This is a genomic window from Brevundimonas sp. TSRC1-1, assembly GCF_049898245.1.
Classification (GTDB): Bacteria; Pseudomonadota; Alphaproteobacteria; order Caulobacterales; family Caulobacteraceae; genus Brevundimonas; species Brevundimonas mediterranea_A.
On record NZ_JAFCXI010000005.1, the window covers coordinates 30780 to 49405 of the forward strand.

Genomic DNA, 18626 nt, shown 5'->3' on the forward strand with positions numbered 1-18626 from the left:
GCGATCCAGGCGGCGAGCCGTTCCCCGTTTTTAGCCGACCCGGCCGACGATGGTGCGGATGGTCTCGGCCCGGGGGGGCAGGTCGGCGGCGAGGCGCGCAGCGATTTCACGCACGCCGACCGGATAGGCGTCGCCGCCCGAGGCGATGTCTTTCGCCTTTTCCGCAGCCTGGGTCAGCAGTTTCTCGAACTGTTCGATCTCCTCCAGGGCCAGGGCGTGGGCTTCGAGCTGGAGGCGTTTGACCCGTTCGGCGTTGCTCTGGGGCGCGCGCATCAGGTCATAGACGGCGGCCTCGGTTCCGACGAGCCGCAGGTCGGGTTTGGAATCGGCGCCGGTTTTCTTGGTCATGGAATCGGGTCCCCAGCAGAGCTGAGGATCGAAAATGGCGGCTGCGCCCCGGCGCGTCGAGCTTGACCGTAGCGGTTATGACGGCGCTGTGGCCGCCATGCATCGGTTTTCGCTGGCTTAAAGCCGAGACCTACAGTTCCGGGGCGCGGGCGGGGACCATGGCCGGGGCTGCGACCGGGGCCAGGACGCCGCCGGCGACCGCCCGCAGGGGGGAGCGCGGCGCGTGCAGGACGGCCGGGTTGACGCTGACGCCGTCCTGAACCGGGGTGACCAGGAAGCCCTTGGCGGCCAGGGCGTCGCCCGAGCGGACGCGCGAGGTCCAGACCGCGATCGGGGCAGCCAGCAGCAGCGGCAGGACGATCGGGGCGAACCAGGTGGCCAGGTCGGGGCGGACGCACAGGGGCAGGATGAAGCCGACGCCGGCGACCATCTGCCAGCGCATGGCGCGGAAGGCGTCGGACCAGGCCAGGCCGTCGGCCTCGCGCTGCTGGGTGGTCCAGCCGGTGTCGTGGCCCGACAGGATCTGGATGAAGGCCTTGGTGTTGGCGACCATCAGGATGGGGGCCAGGATGGCCGACAGGGCGATCTCGGCGGCCATACCCTTGGCGATGGCGCGACGCCCGCCGAAGGCGCGCAGCTCGGCCGGACGGCTGAGGACCAGGGCGGCGCCCATGAACTTGGGCCCGATCAGCAGCACGCCCGACAGGAAGGAGGCCAGCATGAAGGGGGTGAACTGGGGGTTCAGGATGTAGAAGAAGCTGGTCCAGTCGACCGGATAGAACATCTGGATGAACAGGCCGACCATCAGCGACGCCAGCCACAGGGGCGAGGACAGATAGGCCATGCAGCCCATGGCCAGCTGCAGGCGGCTCATCGGCGACAGGCCCTTGGCGCCGATCAGTCCCAGGTGCTGCAGATTGCCCTGGAACCAGCGGTGGTCGCGGCGGATGAAGTCGGTGATCGACGGCGGGGTCTCTTCCCAGGATCCGTCCAGGGCGGCGGTGACATGGACGGCCCAGCCCGCACGGCGCATCAGGGCGGCCTCGACGACGTCATGGCTCATGATGTGGCCGCCGAAGGGCTTGCGACCCTTCAGGTGGGGCAGGCCGCAGCAGGCCGCGAAGGCGCGCGTGCGGATGATGGCGTTGTGGCCCCAGTAGCTGGATTCCGAACCGGTCCAGTAGGCCAGGCCCGCAGCCGCGACGCGGCCGTACAGGCGCACCGAATACTGGGATACGCGGGCGAAGATGGTGCGGGCCTTGATGATGACGGGGGCGGTCTGGATCAGACCGACGCCGGGATTGCGCTCCATGGCGTCGACCATGCGCAGCAGGGTCTCGCCGGCCATGGTGCTGTCGGCGTCCAGGACGATCATGTTCTCGTAGGCGCCGCCGAACCGACGGACCCATTCGGCCAGGTTGCCGGCCTTGCGCTCGGCGTTGTCCGAGCGGCGGCGGTAGAAGGACTTGCAGCCGGCGGCCAGGCGGAAGGCCTGGAAGACCGAACGTTCGGAGGCCGCAGCCTCTTCCTTGGTCGAATCGCTCAGCACGAAGATGTCGAAGGCCGAGGCGGCGCCCAGGCGGGTCAGCGACTGGTCGATCATCGCCAGACGGGCGAAGGAGGCGCGGGCGTCCTCATTGTACAGCGGCATCAGCAGGGCCGTGCGCGTGCGCGGCAGGGCCGGGTGGGGGGCGAAGGCCAGATCGGCCTGATCCTTGCCGCGCAGCATGACGGCCAGGCCCATCAGGCCGCTGACGAACCAGCAGGAGATGGCGGTGATCAGCAGCATGAAGATGCCGAAGGCCAGCATCTCGGTCGGGTCCCAGCCCTTGCGGGCGTACAGGTAGAAGGGGGTGATGGCGGACAGGCCCGTCAGGGCCACGGTGCCGGCCAGCAGCATCAGGCGGCGCAGGGCGACCGTGCGCGGGGCGGTGGCCGGGGTCGTATCGGCGACGGCGTCGGGCGCGGCCAAGGATTGAACCGGCATGGCCAGCGGCGCCTCGTCAGGCAGCCAGGACCACGACGGCCCTTGAGCCGCCTGGTTCGTCGTCTCGAAATCAGCCTGTTCGACAGGCCGGATCGCCAGCTTGTTCATGCCGCTCTGGACGCCCCCGTGTTGACCGACCCCGCTTCCGAAGGCAGGAAGGGGGCGGCGCGCTGCATTGCAGCACGAGCCCTATAGTCGATCACATTCGCGCGACTTTCAATCACGCAATGTTGATATGGGCAAAAAATATCGGGAATCTTTACCCAGGTTTGACCGCCGGGGCGGCGTCAGGCAGGCGCTGCGGGAATTTCACCGCGTCCTGCAGCAGTTTACGGTCCAGAACCCAGGCCGCGATCCCCACCCAGCACACCAGAACAATGGCGTAGGCGCGCTCCCACCAGCCGACATTGTCGTCGTTGACCGTGCCGGGGAAGACGAGGTGTTTTGTAACAACCGTCAGAATCGCCATGATGACAAAAGTGGCGGCCAGGAAGATTTTCAACCGGGGCACGTCCCGGCGCGACGCCAGCCCCCACAGCAGCAGAACCGGCGCCAACTGGATGCCCAGGGCCAGGTTGATGATCATGTGGCGCGGATCGGGCCAGGGATACAGGGTCGAGGCCGACATGCCCGCCCCGGCCAGGACGAAGACCACGGCGATCACGGCGGCGGCGATCCGCTTTTCCGTCAGGGCGTAGACGGCCAGGCCGAAGCCGATCCCCGCCAGGGCCGCCATCACCCCGGCGACGAAGACCCCGCCGTTGAAGATGATCGGCGCCGGGGCCGTCGCCCCGCCCAGTTCGCTCAGATACTGGGTGGCGTTGTCGAAACCGGGATAGGCGGCGATGGCGGCGGCCACCGCCGTCAGGGCCAGCAGCGGTGCGGCCACGCCGATGGCCAGCAGACGCCGGCGGCGGTGATAGCGGGCGGGCGGGCGTCGCAAGGCCGCCAGGTCCACCGGCCAGGGCCGGCCGTCCAGCGGCTTCAGCCCCCACAGGGGGCGGATGGCGGGGATTCGCTTGACGACCTCGAAGACGGCGAAACTGCCCGCGAAGGTGATCAGCAACAGGGACAGGGCTTCCAGCCCGACGGGCAGGCGGGCGGGCCGGATGATCCAGACGGCGGCGACCAGGATGGTCTGGTGCGCCAGATAGAGGGGGAAGGTGGCCTCGGTCAGGTATTTCAGCACCGGTCCGCCGCGCGACCGAAGATGTCTGCTGCCGAAGCCGAGGATGGCGACGATCGTCGCCCACTGGTCCAGGCCATAGACCATGGCCTTGGGCACGCCCCAGAAGGCCCGCCCGCCCGGATGCCAGACCTGGGCCATCATGACCGGCAGGGCGACCGCGGCCAGACCCAGGGCGACCCAGCGATACCGCTCCATGTCGCGCCAGATCGTCTCGCGCCCGACGATGCAGAAGCCGAAGACGAAGGCCCCCAGCGACAGGGCGTGATTGTACCAGTCCCAGTGCAGGATGTTCGTCACCCCGAACCAGGGGAACAGCAGGATGCGGATGGCGATCAGGTAGAGGATCGGCAGGATCAGCACCCGCGGTCCCGCCAGCGCCTTCTCCAGCCACGCGCCCATCTGGTCGATCAGGCCCGGCCGACGCCACAGCAGCACGGTGACGACGCTGTAGGCGGCGATATAGACGATGAACCACAGGTGGTTGACCGGAACCCCGTCGGCCAGGCCGCTCCAGCTGAACTCATGCACCATCCAGGCGGCGAAACCCGCCAGGCCGCTGGGCCAGCCGGCCTTGTCCATCGCCTCGATCCACGACTGGATCGGCACCAGGATCACCGCGCCGAACAGCAGGGGCGGGACCAGTCGCGCGAACCGGGCGCGCGCCACCTCGCGCGGACTGCGCCGGAAGGTCATGAACCGCAGCGCCGCCCCGGACACCAGGAACAGCAGGGTCAGCCGCCAAGGATTGGTGATGAGAATGGCTTCGCGCATCCACTCGAAGGTGTGGACGCTGTGCACGTGCCAGCCGTAGACCCCGTAGACCAGGCCGACATGGTACAGGATCAGCAGGCCAAAGGCCCCGACCCGGATCCAGTCCAGATCATAGCGGCGCGTGGACGAGGGAGCAGAGGGGGGCACGGCCGCGTCTATGATCCGGTGCGCGGCGTCAGGCAATACGGGTATGATCTGGGGAGGGGTTCGTCAGGCTGCGGCCAGCGGACGCACCCGGATGTCCTGCTCGTGGGCGCGGGCCTTGGCGAGGTCATGCCTGGCCTGCATGCGCACCAGGGTGTCGGCGCTGACGCCGAACAGTTTTTCGAAGCGGATGGCCATTTCGGCGGAAACGCCCGACCGGCCATTCAGCAGGTTGCTGGCGGCCTGACGCGTCACGCCGAGCGCGTCGGCCAAGGCCGTGACGCTGAGATTCCGGGGCGTCACAAGCTCGTCCCGAAGCCAGGCGCCCGGGTGGACGGCGAAGGCGGAATGAAGTCGGATAGCCATCAGTGATAATCCTCCAAGTCCATGTCCTCGACCGCGAGGGCGTCGTTGATTCGGAAGGTGAGCCGCCAGTTCCTGGTGAGGGTCAGGGACCAGACGCCCGCGCGATCCCCCGTCAGCCGGTGTGCGCCAAAGTTGGGCGGCGCCAGCAATTCATCTTCTGTGGCGATGGCGTCGAGATAGGCCAGGATATTGGTGATCCGGCCTACCAACGCGGCGGGCAGACCCTTGGCTTTCCCCGTTTCCGCGAAATGCCGCAGAGCCTTGTGCCTGATGCTTTCGATCTCCACGTCGCACTGTCACGTCCGGCGTGATAACTGTCAAGTGACAGTTGACGGATTTCGAGGTTCAGGCCGGCGCCGTGGTCAGCCCGAGGGCCTTCAGGGTCGCGGCGATCGAGGCCTTCTGCTCCGCCTGATAGAGCGCCATCTCATCCAGCACCGACCGGCCCAGAGCCTTTTCGAAATCGGCCTTGGCCGGGTCGACGGCATAGGCTTCGCGCACCTCGGCCCCGAGGTTGGACTGGAAAATGCCGGCCGCGCTGACGGGCAGGAAGTCCTCGTAGGTGATCGGCTCCGCGACGACGTGTCCCAGGGCGATCAGGGCCTCCAGATCGGCGGTCTCGGCGCGGGCCGCCTGGCCCTGGGGCGTCGCGCGATAGCGGAACCAGGCCAGGCCGTCCCGGCGCAGGGCCGCCCAGTCGTCGGGCAGGGCCGAGAAGTCCTTGTTCGCCAGGGCCGCATCGTACAGGGCCCGGCCGACAGGGGTCAGGGCGCAGCCGCGCTGTTCGATCTCGCCGAAGCGGGCGGTGTGGACGCCCTGGGTCGTCCCGTCCGCGTCGGGGAAGGCGATGGCCTCCTGCAGGGCCTTGAAACTGGTCTGGCGCAACAGGATGGCGCAGGCGCGGTCGGGCGGACCCTCGATCGTCTCCTTGGGCGTGATGCCGCGTTCGGGCATGGCGGCCTGGGCGGCGTCGATGTCGAGCGTGCGCGGGGTCAGGTGGTTGATGTGCGGCCCCTTGAAACTGACCACGTCGGCGATCAACCGGTGGGCGGCGACCAGCCGCTCATAGGTTGGTGCGCTGACCGTCGCCTGGGCGTGCCAGCGGAAGGTCTCCAGCAGTTCGGACACGAACCGGTCGGCCTGAGCCTCGTCCAGGCCGCCGACGGTCTCGGCCGTTTCGATCAGGGCGCGGGCGCCGGGGGTGAAGATGTCGCGCCGGGCCAGGGCGGCGGCGGCCTCCGCCCTCAGGGCCTCGTCCTCGATCAACTCCAGCCGCAGCAGGGAGCAGAAGACCCGGAACGGATTGCGCGCCAGGGCCGCCGGATCGACCGGGCGGAAGGCCGTCGAATGGACCGGCACCCCGGCGGGCGCCAGATTGTAGTAGCTGACCGGCGCCATGCCCATGACGGCGAAGGCGCGGGCGATGGTGGCCAGTTCATCGGCCGTGCCGACGCGGATGGCGCCGTGACGTTCTTCGGACAGCCGCGCCAGTTCGCCCGAGGCCGCCAGACGGTCCGCCGCCGCCGGATCGGCCTTCAGAACCCCGGCGTTGACCTCGGCCACCAGGGCCAGAAGTTCGCCGTACTGAGGCACCTCGGCCCGGTACATGGCGGACAGGGCGGCCGAGAAACGGCTGCGGATCTCATCGGGGTGGACGAAGTCGGACATGAGGGCTCCCTGGACCTTTTCGCCGTTCCCTACGCCTGTCGGCCGCCGACGCCTAGCCGGCGGCCACAGGACATTTCGCCCGATAACGGGGGATCAGGCCTCGACGCCGATCCCGATGGGGCAGACCACGCCGGTGCCGCCGATGCCGCAGTATCCGGCCGGGTTCTTGGCCAGATAGCCCTGGTGATAGGCCTCGGCGTAGAAATACTCGCCCGCCGGTTCGATCTCGGTGGTGATGGTCCCCCGTCCCGCCGCCGTCAGGGCCGCCTGATAGGCGTTGCGCGACGCCTCGGCTTCGGCCTGTTGTTCGTCGTTCAGGGTGTAGATGGCCGAGCGGTAGGTGGTGCCCACGTCATTGCCCTGGCGCATGCCCTGGGTCGGATCATGGTTCTCCCAGAAGGCCTTCAGCAGTTCGGCGTAGGTGATCACCTTGGGGTCGAACACCACCTTGGCCACCTCGGCATGGCCGGTGCGGCCGGTGCAGGTCTCCTCATAGGTCGGATTGGGCGTGATCCCGCCCGAATAGCCGGCCGAGGTCACCCAGACGCCCGGCAGGCTCCAGAAGATCCGCTCCACGCCCCAGAAACAGCCCATGCCGAAGATCGCCGTCTGAAACCCCTCGGGATAGGGGCCCTTCAGCGGGTGGCCGCTGACATAATGGGTCGTGTCGGTCGCCAGGGGCTCGGCACGGCCGGGCAGGGCGGTCTCGACGGTCGGTAGTTCGGCGCTCTTCTTGAACAGCATCTGAGTGGCTTTCGTAAGGAAAATGACGTCAGCGCCTATATGGGGATGTCAGAGGCGCTTGCCGAGGGGGCGAGTGTGTTCTATCAGGCCCGCCTCCCGCCGGATCGACCTCCGGCGGCGCGCAAGACGTGGCGTGAAACGGACAGGTGGCGGAGTGGTCGATCGCGCACGCTTGGAAAGCGTGTGTAGGTGAAAGCCTACCGAGGGTTCGAATCCCTCTCTGTCCGCCACGCGTTGCGGCCTGTGAAATACTAGGCTCTGTAGACAGCGGAGTGAGAGCGCCCAGATCCGCACCAAAAACAAGTTTGGGCGAATTCGGGTTCAGCGGATCCCCGCCCCTCCAAAAGAAGCGTGCATTGGGTGTTGCGGATAGGAAGCGCTTGCGGCTGCTTGCAGTCGCCAGCGCCATGGGTCATCCAGAGATCATGTGGAGACCGGATCAGGGCCTGTCGGCCAGAAAACCCACGATCGACGATGTGGCGCGTCTGTCGGGCGTGGGGCGGACGACCGTATCGCGGGTGCTCAACGGCGGGCCGAACGTCCGGGAGCCGGTGCGGCGCAAGGTGCTGGAGGCGGTGCAGACGCTCGACTATCGCGTCAATCCGCAGGCGCGGTCCCTGGCGGGCGGCGGCAGCCGCATGCTGGCGCTGGTTCTCGCATCGGATCTGGATGCGGAGCCCAACTCCTTCTACGCCTCGGCGCTGGAACTGGGGGCGGTGCGGCAATGCCTGCATTCGGGCTTTCAGCTGTTCACGCGCCATGTGCCGCAGGACGATCCCGCAGCAATCCAGCAGGTGATCGACATCGCGCTCAACCAGAGATGCCAAGGGGTGATCCTGACGCCGCCGTTCTCGGACAACGCCGACCTGATCCAGCAATTGAGAGCGAGAGGCGTACACTTGGCCGCCATCTCGCCGGGCGGCGGCGGGCTGGGGCTGGTCGACGCCGTCGGCATCGACGACGAGGCCGGCGGGCACGACATCGCGCGGTATCTGTTGGAGCTTGGCCATCGCCATCTCGCCTATCTCGGCGGCATCGCCGGGCACCTGTCGGCCGAAAGTCGGCTGGACGGCGTGAGGCGGGCGATGCGGGAGATGGGGCTGCCGGACGACGCCCTCACGGTGGAACGCGGGGATTTCACCTTCCGGTCTGGAAGCTTGATCGCCGAGCGAATGCTGGCGCTTTCACCACGTCCCTCGGCGCTGATCTGCGCCAACGACGACATGGCGGCGGGCGCGCTGTCGGTCGCCCATGCGCGCGGCCTCCAGGTGCCGGGCGATGTGTCGATCTCCGGCTTCGACGACACGCCGGTCTCGGCCATCGTCTGGCCGCCCCTGACGACCGTGCATCAGCCGCTGAAGGCCATGGGCGGGGAGGCCGTTCGACTGCTGTCCGAGCGGATCACCGGAGGGGGCGGGGATTGGGCCTTCCGCACCTTGCCCCATTCGGTCGTCGTGCGGGAATCCGCCGGCGCCTGGGAGGCTTAAGACGGTCATCGCTTGACGCCCCGATCTGCGGCGTCATTATGGAAGCGCTTCCAATTAAAGGGCGCGTGCGAGACGCCTGTAGGGAGGGTGGCATGAAACGACGGGATCGGCTGTGGGCGAGCGCCTGCGCCATGGCTCTGGCCACGCTGGCGGCGGCCGGATGCGCATCGGCGCCGGACGGCGGCTGGGTGACGTCGGGCGATCGGTCGCGGCTGCTCACGCCGGAGCGGCTGGTGATGAAAGCAGAGGTCGCCGGCTCCGGGGCGCCGACGATTCTCCTCGACCCCGACGCGCCGCTGCAAACCATGGTCGGCTTCGGCGCCGCCGTGACGGATGCGACCGCCCATCTGATCCAGACTCGAATGACGCCGTCCCAGCGCGACGCCTTGCTGCGTGATCTGTTCGGACGGGAGAACGGCGGCCTCGGGTTCGATTTCACGCGGGTGACGATCGGGGCGTCGGACTTTTCGCTGAACCATTACAGTCTGGCGGACGCCGAGGATCCGTCGCTGGCCGGCTTTTCGGTTGCACCCATGGCGGCTGAGGTCTTTCCGACGGTGCGCCAGGCGCTGGCGATCAATCCCGAGCTCAAGGTCATGGCCACGCCCTGGAGCGCGCCGGGCTGGATGAAGACCACGGGCTCGATGATCCAGGGCGAACTGAAGCCTGAATACTATTCCACCTACGCCGACTATCTGACGCGCTACATCTCGGCTGCGGCCGACGCGGGCGTGCCGACCGACTATATCAGCATCCAGAACGAGCCGGACTTCGAGCCTGACTCCTATCCTGGCATGCGCTGGGGCGCCGAGGGACGGGCGCGGTTCATCGGACGCGACCTGGGGCCCCGGTTGGAGCGGGCGGGTCTTGAGACGAAGATCCTCGACTGGGATCATAACTGGGACAAGCCGGAGCAGCCCCTGGGCGTGCTGAACGACCCTGTGGCGCGGCCCTATGTCTCCGGGGTGGCCTGGCACTGCTACGCGGGCGACGTGGCGGCCCAGTCCCGGGTGTTCGACGCCTATCCTGACAAGGACGTCTTCTTCACCGAGTGCTCGGGGGGCGACTGGGCGTCCGGCTTCAAGGACAGTTTCGTCTGGACGATGAAGTCCCTGATCATCGGTTCGGTCGAGAACCATGCGCGCGGCGTGCTGATGTGGAACATCGCCCTGGACGAGAACCATGGCCCCCACGCCGGCGGATGCAGCGATTGCCGCGGCGTGGTCACGATCGACAGCCGCACGGGCGCGGTTCAGAGGAACCAGGAATACTACGCCTTCGGGCACGCCAGCCGGTTTGTGCGTCAGGGCGCGCGTCGCGTCGCCGTTTCCAAACCGGAGGGGCTTGAGGCGGTCGGTTTCGTCAATCCCGACGGCCGACGGGTGCTGGTGGTCCTCAACGCGTCTGACGTCGAGGCCCGGTTCCAAATCGGCGAAGACCGGCTGCGGGCTGTGGTCGCTCTCCCGCCGGCAAGCGCTGCAACCTACGTGTGGAGCGGACCCCGCTAAAGCTCGTATTGCCAAAGACGAATAAGGCGGTATGGTGTTGGAAGCGCTTCCAATACGGCGCCAAAGAGATGGACGCCGGGCTCAAAGGGCCCGCGCCAAGGGAAACGTGAGGGGAGATCACATGCGCAGCGCATTTGCTGGGTTTCATTCAATTCGTCCGCGCGCGAGCGCGCTTCATCTGACGGCCTCGGCCCTGGCGCTGGCCATGGCGCTGCCGGCGGTCGCCGTCGCCCAGACGGCGTCGCAGACCGAAGACGGCGCGACGGAGGTCGAGGAGATCGTCGTCACCGGGCTGCGGCGCGGCCTGGCGGACTCCATCGCCACCAAACGCCGGGAGACCTCCATCGTCGAGGCGGTCTCCGCGGAGGACATCGGCAAGCTGCCGGACGTCTCGATCGCCGAATCCATCGCCCGTCTGCCGGGGCTGGCGGCGCAGCGTGTCAACGGCCGGGCTCAGGTCATCTCGATCCGCGGCCTGGCGCCGGACTTCACCACCACCTTGCTGAACGGTCGCCAGCAGGCCAGCTCGGGCGACAATCGCGCGGTGGAGTTCGACCAGTATCCGTCCGAGCTGCTGTCGGGCGTGGTGATCTACAAGACGCCGGACGCCGAGGTGTCGGGCATGGGTCTGTCGGGCACGGCCGACCTGCAGACCGTGCGGCCGCTGGCGTTCGGCCAGCGCGCCCTCGCCGTGAACCTGCGCGGAGAGATGACCGAAGGCGACAAGCTGAACGACGACGTCCGCAACTACGGCGGCCGGTTCTCGATCAGCTATATCGATCAATTGGCCGACGGCACGCTGGGCCTGGCCCTCGGTTACGCCCATCTGGATTCTCCCTCCCAGAACAAGCACTACAAGGCCTATGGTTACGAGGCTTTCGGCGGCGCGTGTGAGCCGAGCGCCCCCGGCGCGACCTGCACCGTGGACTCGGTCCAGCCCGACAGCGCCGACACCGCGCTTCTGCTCAACGGCCAGGAAGTGTTCGCCACGTCACGCCTGAACCAGCGGGACGCCGTCATCGGCATCGTGGAATGGCGTCCGAATGATCGGCTGCACTCGATCCTCGATGTCTATTATTCCAAGTTCGAGCAGGAGGAGACGACGCGGGGCGCTCAGTGGTTCTCCAACCCCTATGCTGACGGCGCCTTCTTCACCGACGTCGTGACCGAGGAGCGGGGCGGTTCGCTGTTTGGCCGCAGCGGCACGATCAACAACGCCGTGCCGATCCTGCGCAACGACTACAATACCCGCGAGGACGAGATCTTCTCGATCGGTCTCAATACCGAATATGAGATCAACGACCGGACACGAGTCGTCGCCGATCTGTCCTATTCGAACAATCGTCGCCGTGAGACCATACTCGAGACCTACGCCGGATATGGCCGGGGCGTAGGGGGAGTGACGCCGGCGACGCCGGATGTCGGGCGTACTTTGGACAGTATCGGCTTCACGGTGAACGACGACGGCTATCCGACCTATTCGGAAGGTCTGGACTATTCCGACGCCTCTCAGGTGACCCTTGGCGACCGCGCGCCCTGGGGCGGTTGGGGGCATGACGGCGCCATCCGCTTCCCGGACGTGGAGGAGAGCATCACCTCGACGGATCTGAAGATCCAGCGCGACATGGACGGCTTCTTCAACACCTTCACCGCCGGCGTCAACTACGCCAAGCGCGAGAAGTCCAAGCGCGTCGACGACTATGATCTGTTCCTCAAGAACGGCCGCCAGCAGGTCTATGTCGACGCCCAATATCTGGAAACCCCGGTCTCCTTGGCTTGGGCGGGCTTTGGAGACATCCTCGCGGTCGACATGAGTCGGGCGCTCGACGTCTATTACGACCGCGCCCCGATCCTCGACGCCAACTATTTCGACAAGAACTGGGACATCGAGGAAGAGGTCACCACGGCCTTCGTTAAACTCGACTTCGAGGGCGGAAATTGGCGCGGCAATGTGGGCATGCAGGCCGTGGTCCAGAACCAGGAATCGACCGGCGTCGTCATCAACGGCACGGAGCCGGGCGCACCCATCGATCCGATTTCGGTGACGAAGGGCGCCGAATATCTGGATATCCTGCCGAGCTTCAATCTGATCTACGACCTGGGCAGCGGCCATCGGCTTCGCTTCGCGGCGTCTCGCACCATGGCGCGGCCGCGGATGGACGAGATGCGGGCGAACGTGACGCCGGGCTTCAACTCTCTGGTCTGCTCGGGTCAGCCTTGTCCGCCGGGATCGACCGTCAATCCGTGGTCGGCGTCCGGCGGCAATCCGGAACTTGAGCCGTGGCGCGCCAACGCCTTCGACCTTGCCTACGAATGGTACGTCGATTCGACGACCTATCTGTCGATCGCCGGATTCTACAAGGATCTGGAGACCTACATCTACACCCAGAACGGCACGTTTGATTTCACCGGCATCCCCTTGCCATCTACGGCGTCTTCGATCCCGGCCGACGTCATCGTCAGCCCCATTGGTCAGATCAGTCTTCCGGCCAATGGCGACGGCGGCACCGTGCAGGGGCTGGAAGTCAGCGGCGCACTGAACTTCGGCACCGTCTGGGAGCCGCTGGACGGGCTGGGCGTGCTTGGCAGCATTTCCTTTACCGAGTCGGATTTGAACCCGGCGCCGGACGGCCAGAATGTGCGTATCCCGGGCCTGTCGGGCACGGTCTATAATATGACCGCCTATTATGAGCGCGGCGGCTTCCAGGCGCGGATCAGCAAGCGGTTCCGCGAAGCCTTCAAGGGCGAGGTCGTGCAGTTGTTCGCAACGCGCGGCTACACCGAGATCCTGGATGACGAACAGATCGACGCCCAGATCGGCTACACCTTCGAACAGGGGCCGCTGGAAGGCCTCGGCGTGCTGTTCCAGGTCAACAACCTGACCAACTCGCCCTACCGGACCCGCCTGGGCCTGGACAGCGGCGGCACGACCACGGCGGACGGCGGCTCGCTGCCCGAAACCTATGAAGAGTACGGCCGGCAGTTCCTGTTCGGCGTCAACTACCGGTTCTAGGGCGTCCCTCTCCTAGCCCTTAGCCTCCGGGGCGAGGCGGCCAAGCCGTCTCGCCCCATTTTTTGATCGATACCTGTAACCGAGAGACGGCGCATGACCTTCCGCAAGACCAAGCTTCTCCCGCTGCTGCTGCTGGCCGGATGCGCCCTGGCGCCGATGAGCGCCGCCGCTCAGCAGGAGCGGACGGATTGGCCGGCCCTGACTGCGGCCTATGCGCCCGACGCCGCGATGGAGGCGCGGATCGCCCGCATCGTCGCCGGCATGACCCTGGCGCAGAAGGTGGGTCAGATGACCCAGCCGGACGTCCGCTACATCACGCCGGAAGAGGTGACGCAGTATTATATCGGCTCGGTTCTGAACGGCGGCGGCGCCTGGCCGGCCATGAACAAGCACGCGACCGTGGCCGAATGGGCGGCCCTGTCCGACCGCTATCATGACGCCGCTCTCGCCGCAGACATGACGGTGAAGATTCCGCTGATCTGGGGCACCGACGCGGTCCACGGGCACAACAACGTCTCCGGCGCCACGCTTTTTCCGCACAACATCGGCCTGGGCGCCGCCCATGATCCCGAACTGCTCGAGCGGATCGGCCGGGCCACCGCGCGGCAGGTGCGCGCCACCGGCATCACCTGGGTTTTCGCCCCGACCCTGGCGGTGGGCGAGAACCGCCGCTGGGGCCGCACCTATGAGAGCTATTCCAGCGATCCTCAGCTGGTCGCCGAATACGGCGAGGCCCTGGTGCGCGGGCTGCAAGGGGATCTGACCGGCGACGGCGACGTGGTCGCCACGGCCAAACACTATATGGGCGACGGCGGCACCTTCAACGGCCAGGACCAGGGCGAGGCCCAGGCGACCCGCAGCGAGATGATCAATCGCCACGGCGCCGGCTATTATTCGACCATCGAGGCCGGCGTGCAGACCGTCATGGCCTCCTACAGCAGCTGGAACGACGTCGCCGCCGGTCATGACTACGGCAAGATGCATGGCAGCCGCGAGATGCTGACCGACGTGCTGAAGGACCGGCTGGGCTTCGACGGTCTGGTCGTGTCCGATTGGAACGGGATCGAGCAGGTCCCCGGCTGCACCAAGGCCGAATGCGCCCAGGCGATCAACGCCGGCATCGACATGATCATGGTCCCCGAGGACTGGAAGGCCTTCATCGGCAATACCATCGCCGACGTCGAAGCCGGGCGCATCCCGGTGTCCCGCATCGACGACGCCGTGACGCGGATCCTGCGGGTCAAGATGCGCTCTGGCCTGTTCGACCGTGCGCCGTCGGAAAGCCGCTACAACGGGCAGGCCTCGGCCGTGGCCGCGACCGATCTGGCGCGCGAGGCGGTGCGCAAGTCGGTCGTCCTGCTGAAGAACAACGACCGCGCCTTGCCGCTGATCCAGGGCGAGAAGATCCTGGTAGTGGGCGACAGCGCCGACAGCCTGTCCAACCAGACCGGCGGCTGGTCTCTGACCTGGCAGGGGACCGAGAACGTCAACGGCGACTTCGCCACCGGCGCCACCCTGTTGCAGGCCCTGACGGCTCAGTTCGGCGCGGACAACATCGTCTATTCCAGAGACGCCGTCGGCGTGGACGTGACCCGGTTCGCCAAGGTCGTGGTCGTGCTGGGCGAGACGCCCTATGCCGAATATCACGGCGATGTCCGCTTCCCCGCCCCGGTCCAGTACAGCCATCGCCGTCCGAACGACCTGGCGCTGCTGTACGCGGTCTCGGGCAAGGGGGTGCCGGTGGTCTCGGTGCTGTATTCGGGCCGGCCGGCCTACGCCAACGACCTGATCAATCTGTCGGACGCCTTCGTCGCGGCCTTCCTGCCCGGCACCGAGGGCGCGGGTCTGGCCGATGTGCTCTCGGGCGGTCGTTACGACTTCGCCGGGCGGCTGTCCTTCGCCTGGCCCGGTTCGGCCTGCAGCACCGGCGAACATGCGGGCGACGTGGTGCAGTTCGCGCGGGGCTTCGGCCTCAGCTACGCCCGGCCAGCGACGAAGGATGAACTGCCCTTGCCGACCACCCCCGGCGTCTGCGACGCTGTCGACTGACAGTTCGTGGGGGCGGATGTGCGGCAGCTGAAGACAATCCTGATCGTCGGCGGCGGTTCCGCCGGCTGGATGGCGGCCGCCCTGTTCTCCAAACTGTTCAAGGGGCTGTACGAGATCACCCTGATCGAGTCCGAGGCCATCGGCACGATCGGGGTGGGCGAGGCGACGATCCCCGCGATCAAGACGTTCAACGAACTGATCGGCCTGGACGAGAACGACTTCATGCGCCGCACCCAGGCCAGCTTCAAACTGGGCATCCAGTTCGTCGACTGGGACCGGATCGGATCAAGCTATATCCACGGCTTCGGCGTCATTGGCCGGGATCTGGAGTGGCTGCGCTGCCATCAATACTGGCTCAAGATGCGGGCGGCGGGGAAGGCGTCCGACCTCGCCGCCTATTCGATCAATACGGCGGCGGCCCTGCAGAACCGCTTCATGCGCGCCGACCCGAAACGGCCGACCTCGCCGCTGGGCCATATCGCCCACGCCTTCCATTTCGACGCCGGCCTCTACGCCAAATATCTGCGCAGCATGGCCGAGGCGGCGGGCGTGCGGCGCCGCGAGGGCAAGGTCGTCTCCGTCCAACTCAGGCCCGAGGACGGGTTTGTGGACTCCGTCACGCTGGAGAATGGAGTGGTCGTATCGGCCGACCTGTTCATCGACTGTTCGGGGTTCCGCAGCCTGATCATCGAACAGGCGATGAAGACCGGGTACGAAGACTGGTCGCACTGGCTGCCGTGCAACCGGGCCATGGCCGTGCCCTGCGCGCGGACCGAGCCCTTTATGCCCTATACCCGCTCGACCGCCCGCCCGGCCGGCTGGCAGTGGCGTATTCCGCTGCAGCACCGCACGGGCAACGGGCACGTCTATTCCAGCCGCCATATGGACGATGGGGAGGCCGAACGGATCCTGCTGTCGAACCTGGACGGCGCCCAGATGGCGGAACCGAACCGCATCCGTTTCGTCGCCGGCAAGCGTCGTCAGATATGGAACCGCAATTGCGTGGCGGCGGGCCTTGCCTCCGGTTTTCTCGAGCCGTTGGAATCGACCAGCCTGCACCTGATCCAATCCGTGCTGATCCGGCTGGTGCGCTTGATGCCGGACGCCGGTTTCGATCCGGCGACCATCGCCGAGTTCAATCGCCAGACAGACTTCGAATACGAGCGGATCCGCGACTTCATCATTCTGCACTACAAGGCGACGGACCGCGAAGACACGCCGTTCTGGCGCTATTGCCGCGACATGGACGTCCCTGTGACGCTGGAGCGGAAGATCGACCTGTTCCGCGCCAACGGCCGGATATTCCGCGAAGACGACGAACTGTTCGCCGAGGAAAGCTGGATACAGGTGCTGCTGGGGCAGGGGATCATCCCGGTCGGCTATGACCCGCTCGTCGATGTGACGCCGGAACCGGACATTGAGCGGTACCTGGCGGATGTGGAGACCGTCATAGGCAAGTGCGTCGCCCTGATGCCGTCTCATGCGGACTATGTCGCCAAGGCGTGTCCGGCTGCGTGAAGGGCGCGCTGTCGCTTGCCTCGCATTGGGAATACGGACTGCCGCGATCCCTTGAGGACGGCTTCGGCGCCAGAGCAGCCCGATGCGGCGCAAGCAGGGCGATCCATAAGTGAGCCAGGGTCAGAGCGTCTCAAGAGCCGTTGCGAGCCGGGGCAGGCGTGATCGTATCGCGCTCCGGATCGACGCCCCTATCAAGTTAAGCTTAGGCAATGCTCCAGGTCGTTCCGCCGCTCGATTATTCGTCGGACTGTTTTCGCACCGTCATCGTTGAGCCGTAAAAGCGCGGCCCAACGGGTGCGCCCGCGGGGGTAGGATGTCTGTTCAGGATCTGAGTGCGGGGCGGCTGCTGGCGAAGAACGCCGTGCGTCTGCGCGCCTTTGTCCGCAGCCGGGTCCACAACGACGCCGACGCCGACGACATCAGCCAGGAGGCTTACGCCCGCGTCCTGGCCCGATCCCGGGCCACGCCGCTGAAGGATCCGGTGGCCTACGCCTTTCGGGTCGCGCTCAATCTGCTCAGCGACCAGAGGCGCCCCGGCGCCCCGGATGTGAACGAACCGATCGACGACGCGGCGGCCTCGGACGCGCCCTCCCCATTCGAAGTTCTCGACATGAAGCAGAGAGCGGACCTTTTCACCCGCGCGCTTCAGCGCATGCCCCGGCTCAGGCGAGAAGTCTTTGTTTTGCGCCAGTCCGCCGATCTCAGCTATCCGGAGATCGCCGCACGGCTGAACATCTCGGTCGAGGCCGCCCAAAAACACTTCAGTCGCGCCGCCCGCGAAGTGCGCAAGGCGGTGGACATGGAGCGTGCGCGATGAAGAATTCTGCGCGCGTCGCCGAAGAACAGGCCGCCCTTTGGGCCGACCGTCGGCGTCACGGCGAAATGGACGACGCGGCGGACGAGGCGCTGCGCGCCTGGCTGGCCGCAGCGCCGGAGCGCGCCCGACTGCTGGAGGCCCAGGAGCGGTTGCTCGCCGATCCGGCCTTGGCGACGGCCAGCGCAACACTGGCGGCTGAAGCGGGCCGGCGTCGGCGCGCCTGGCGGGTTCGGCCCCTTCCACTCTCGCCATCCCTCTGGGCCGGCGGCATGCTGGCCGCGGCCTCCGTGACGCTCGCCGTGCTGATATGGCCGTCCCAGCCCGCCCTGGTCGAACAGAGGCTGGAGGGAACGGCGGGACGCAGCCTTCAAGCGGCGCTGGACGACGGCTCTTCGGTCCAGCTGAACGGCGACAGCCGGGTCCGCACGGCCTTCGGCCCGGAACGGCGGGACGTCTGGCTGAGCGGGGAAGGCTTCTTCTCGGTGGCCAAGGACGCCAGACGCCCCTTCTCGGTCATCACGGCCACACATCGAATCACGGCCCTGGGCACGCGCTTCAACGTCGATGAACGCAGCGGCGGCGCGGTGGAGGTGACGGTCCTGGAAGGCCGGGTCGAGGTGGTCCCTTTGAACCACCCCGAGCGCGGCCAGGTGCTGAACGCAGGCGGTCGATTGCTGAGCGACGGCGCGACCGCCCGAGCCGGGGCGATCGAACGCCTGGACCCGGAGGTCAGGGCGCCGGACTGGACCGAGGGATGGATCGACGCGGACAATATGAGCCTGGCCGATCTGCTGATCGAGTTGAAACGCCGATCGCCCGGCCTGGAGGCCGAGTTCGCCGATCCCGCCCTGAGCCGGCGCCGGATCAGCGGGCGGTTCGCCGCTTCTCGGCCGCAGGACGTTCTGACCGTGGTCGCTGACATGCAGGATCTGACGCTTCGCAGGGACGCCTCCGGCCGTCTGCTGATCGATCGGTGAACCCAGGATGTGGGCGGGCCGCGCAAGGTTTTGGAGCGCA

Annotated in this window: 14 protein-coding genes and 1 tRNA gene; 8 read left to right on the plus strand and 7 right to left on the minus strand. The window is 67.0% G+C overall.

Annotated features, from left to right (window positions below):
- Positions 1–30: 30 nt before the first annotated feature.
- The 7 genes from ACP7CK_RS16265 to msrA form a co-directional block, all read right to left on the minus strand.
- Complete coding sequence (locus tag ACP7CK_RS16265) at positions 31–348, minus strand: hypothetical protein (protein WP_008263590.1); 318 nt, start codon at positions 346–348, stop codon at positions 31–33.
- 130 nt (positions 349–478) lie between these two features.
- The gene (mdoH, locus tag ACP7CK_RS16270) at positions 479–2443 is read right to left on the minus strand and encodes a glucans biosynthesis glucosyltransferase MdoH (protein ID WP_008262960.1); all 1965 of its coding nucleotides are present in this window, start codon (positions 2441–2443) and stop codon (positions 479–481) included.
- A gap of 151 nt (positions 2444–2594) precedes the next feature.
- On the minus strand, positions 2595–4442 hold the full coding sequence (locus ACP7CK_RS16275; RefSeq protein WP_426026695.1) for an acyltransferase family protein: 1848 nt from the start codon (positions 4440–4442) through the stop codon (positions 2595–2597).
- A 63-nt stretch (positions 4443–4505) separates the two neighbouring features.
- Complete coding sequence (locus ACP7CK_RS16280) at positions 4506–4805, minus strand: HigA family addiction module antitoxin (RefSeq protein WP_008259525.1); 300 nt, start codon at positions 4803–4805, stop codon at positions 4506–4508.
- Positions 4805–5092, minus strand: coding sequence for a type II toxin-antitoxin system RelE/ParE family toxin (locus ACP7CK_RS16285; RefSeq protein ID WP_008260460.1), 288 nt, complete (start codon positions 5090–5092; stop codon positions 4805–4807). Before ACP7CK_RS16285 ends, ACP7CK_RS16280 begins: the two co-directional genes overlap by 1 nt.
- A gap of 58 nt (positions 5093–5150) precedes the next feature.
- Complete coding sequence (locus ACP7CK_RS16290) at positions 5151–6473, minus strand: VOC family protein (protein ID WP_426026696.1); 1323 nt, start codon at positions 6471–6473, stop codon at positions 5151–5153.
- 93 nt (positions 6474–6566) lie between these two features.
- Complete coding sequence (msrA, locus tag ACP7CK_RS16295; RefSeq protein WP_426026697.1) at positions 6567–7217, minus strand: peptide-methionine (S)-S-oxide reductase MsrA; 651 nt, start codon at positions 7215–7217, stop codon at positions 6567–6569.
- Between the two features lie 140 nt (positions 7218–7357).
- On the opposite strand from msrA, the gene ACP7CK_RS16300 reads away from it, so the two are divergent.
- The 8 genes from ACP7CK_RS16300 (at position 7358) to ACP7CK_RS16335 (ending at position 18586) form a co-directional block, all read left to right on the plus strand.
- Positions 7358–7447 (plus strand) — tRNA-Ser (locus ACP7CK_RS16300).
- A 177-nt stretch (positions 7448–7624) separates the two neighbouring features.
- The gene (locus ACP7CK_RS16305; protein ID WP_154725392.1) at positions 7625–8704 is read left to right on the plus strand and encodes a LacI family DNA-binding transcriptional regulator; all 1080 of its coding nucleotides are present in this window, start codon (positions 7625–7627) and stop codon (positions 8702–8704) included.
- Positions 8705–8796: 92 nt separating this feature from the next.
- Positions 8797–10212, plus strand: a complete 1416-nt coding sequence (locus ACP7CK_RS16310) for a glycoside hydrolase family 30 protein (protein WP_154725384.1) — start codon at positions 8797–8799, stop codon at positions 10210–10212.
- A 121-nt stretch (positions 10213–10333) separates the two neighbouring features.
- Positions 10334–13225 carry a TonB-dependent receptor gene (locus ACP7CK_RS16315; RefSeq protein WP_426026698.1) on the plus strand — a complete coding sequence of 964 codons (2892 nt, stop codon included), beginning with the start codon at positions 10334–10336 and terminating at the stop codon, positions 13223–13225.
- Between the two features lie 93 nt (positions 13226–13318).
- A complete protein-coding gene (locus tag ACP7CK_RS16320; protein ID WP_426026699.1) occupies positions 13319–15274 on the plus strand; it encodes a glycoside hydrolase family 3 protein in 1956 nt (651 codons plus the stop codon).
- An 18-nt stretch (positions 15275–15292) separates the two neighbouring features.
- Complete coding sequence (locus tag ACP7CK_RS16325) at positions 15293–16792, plus strand: tryptophan halogenase family protein (protein WP_426026700.1); 1500 nt, start codon at positions 15293–15295, stop codon at positions 16790–16792.
- A 313-nt stretch (positions 16793–17105) separates the two neighbouring features.
- Entirely contained in the window at positions 17106–17609 is a 504-nt protein-coding gene (locus tag ACP7CK_RS16330) for a sigma-70 family RNA polymerase sigma factor (RefSeq protein ID WP_291751705.1), read from the plus strand.
- Positions 17606–18586, plus strand: coding sequence for a FecR family protein (locus tag ACP7CK_RS16335; RefSeq protein WP_426026701.1), 981 nt, complete (start codon positions 17606–17608; stop codon positions 18584–18586). The genes ACP7CK_RS16330 and ACP7CK_RS16335 overlap by 4 nt, the downstream gene beginning before the upstream one ends.
- Positions 18587–18626 lie beyond the last annotated feature (40 nt).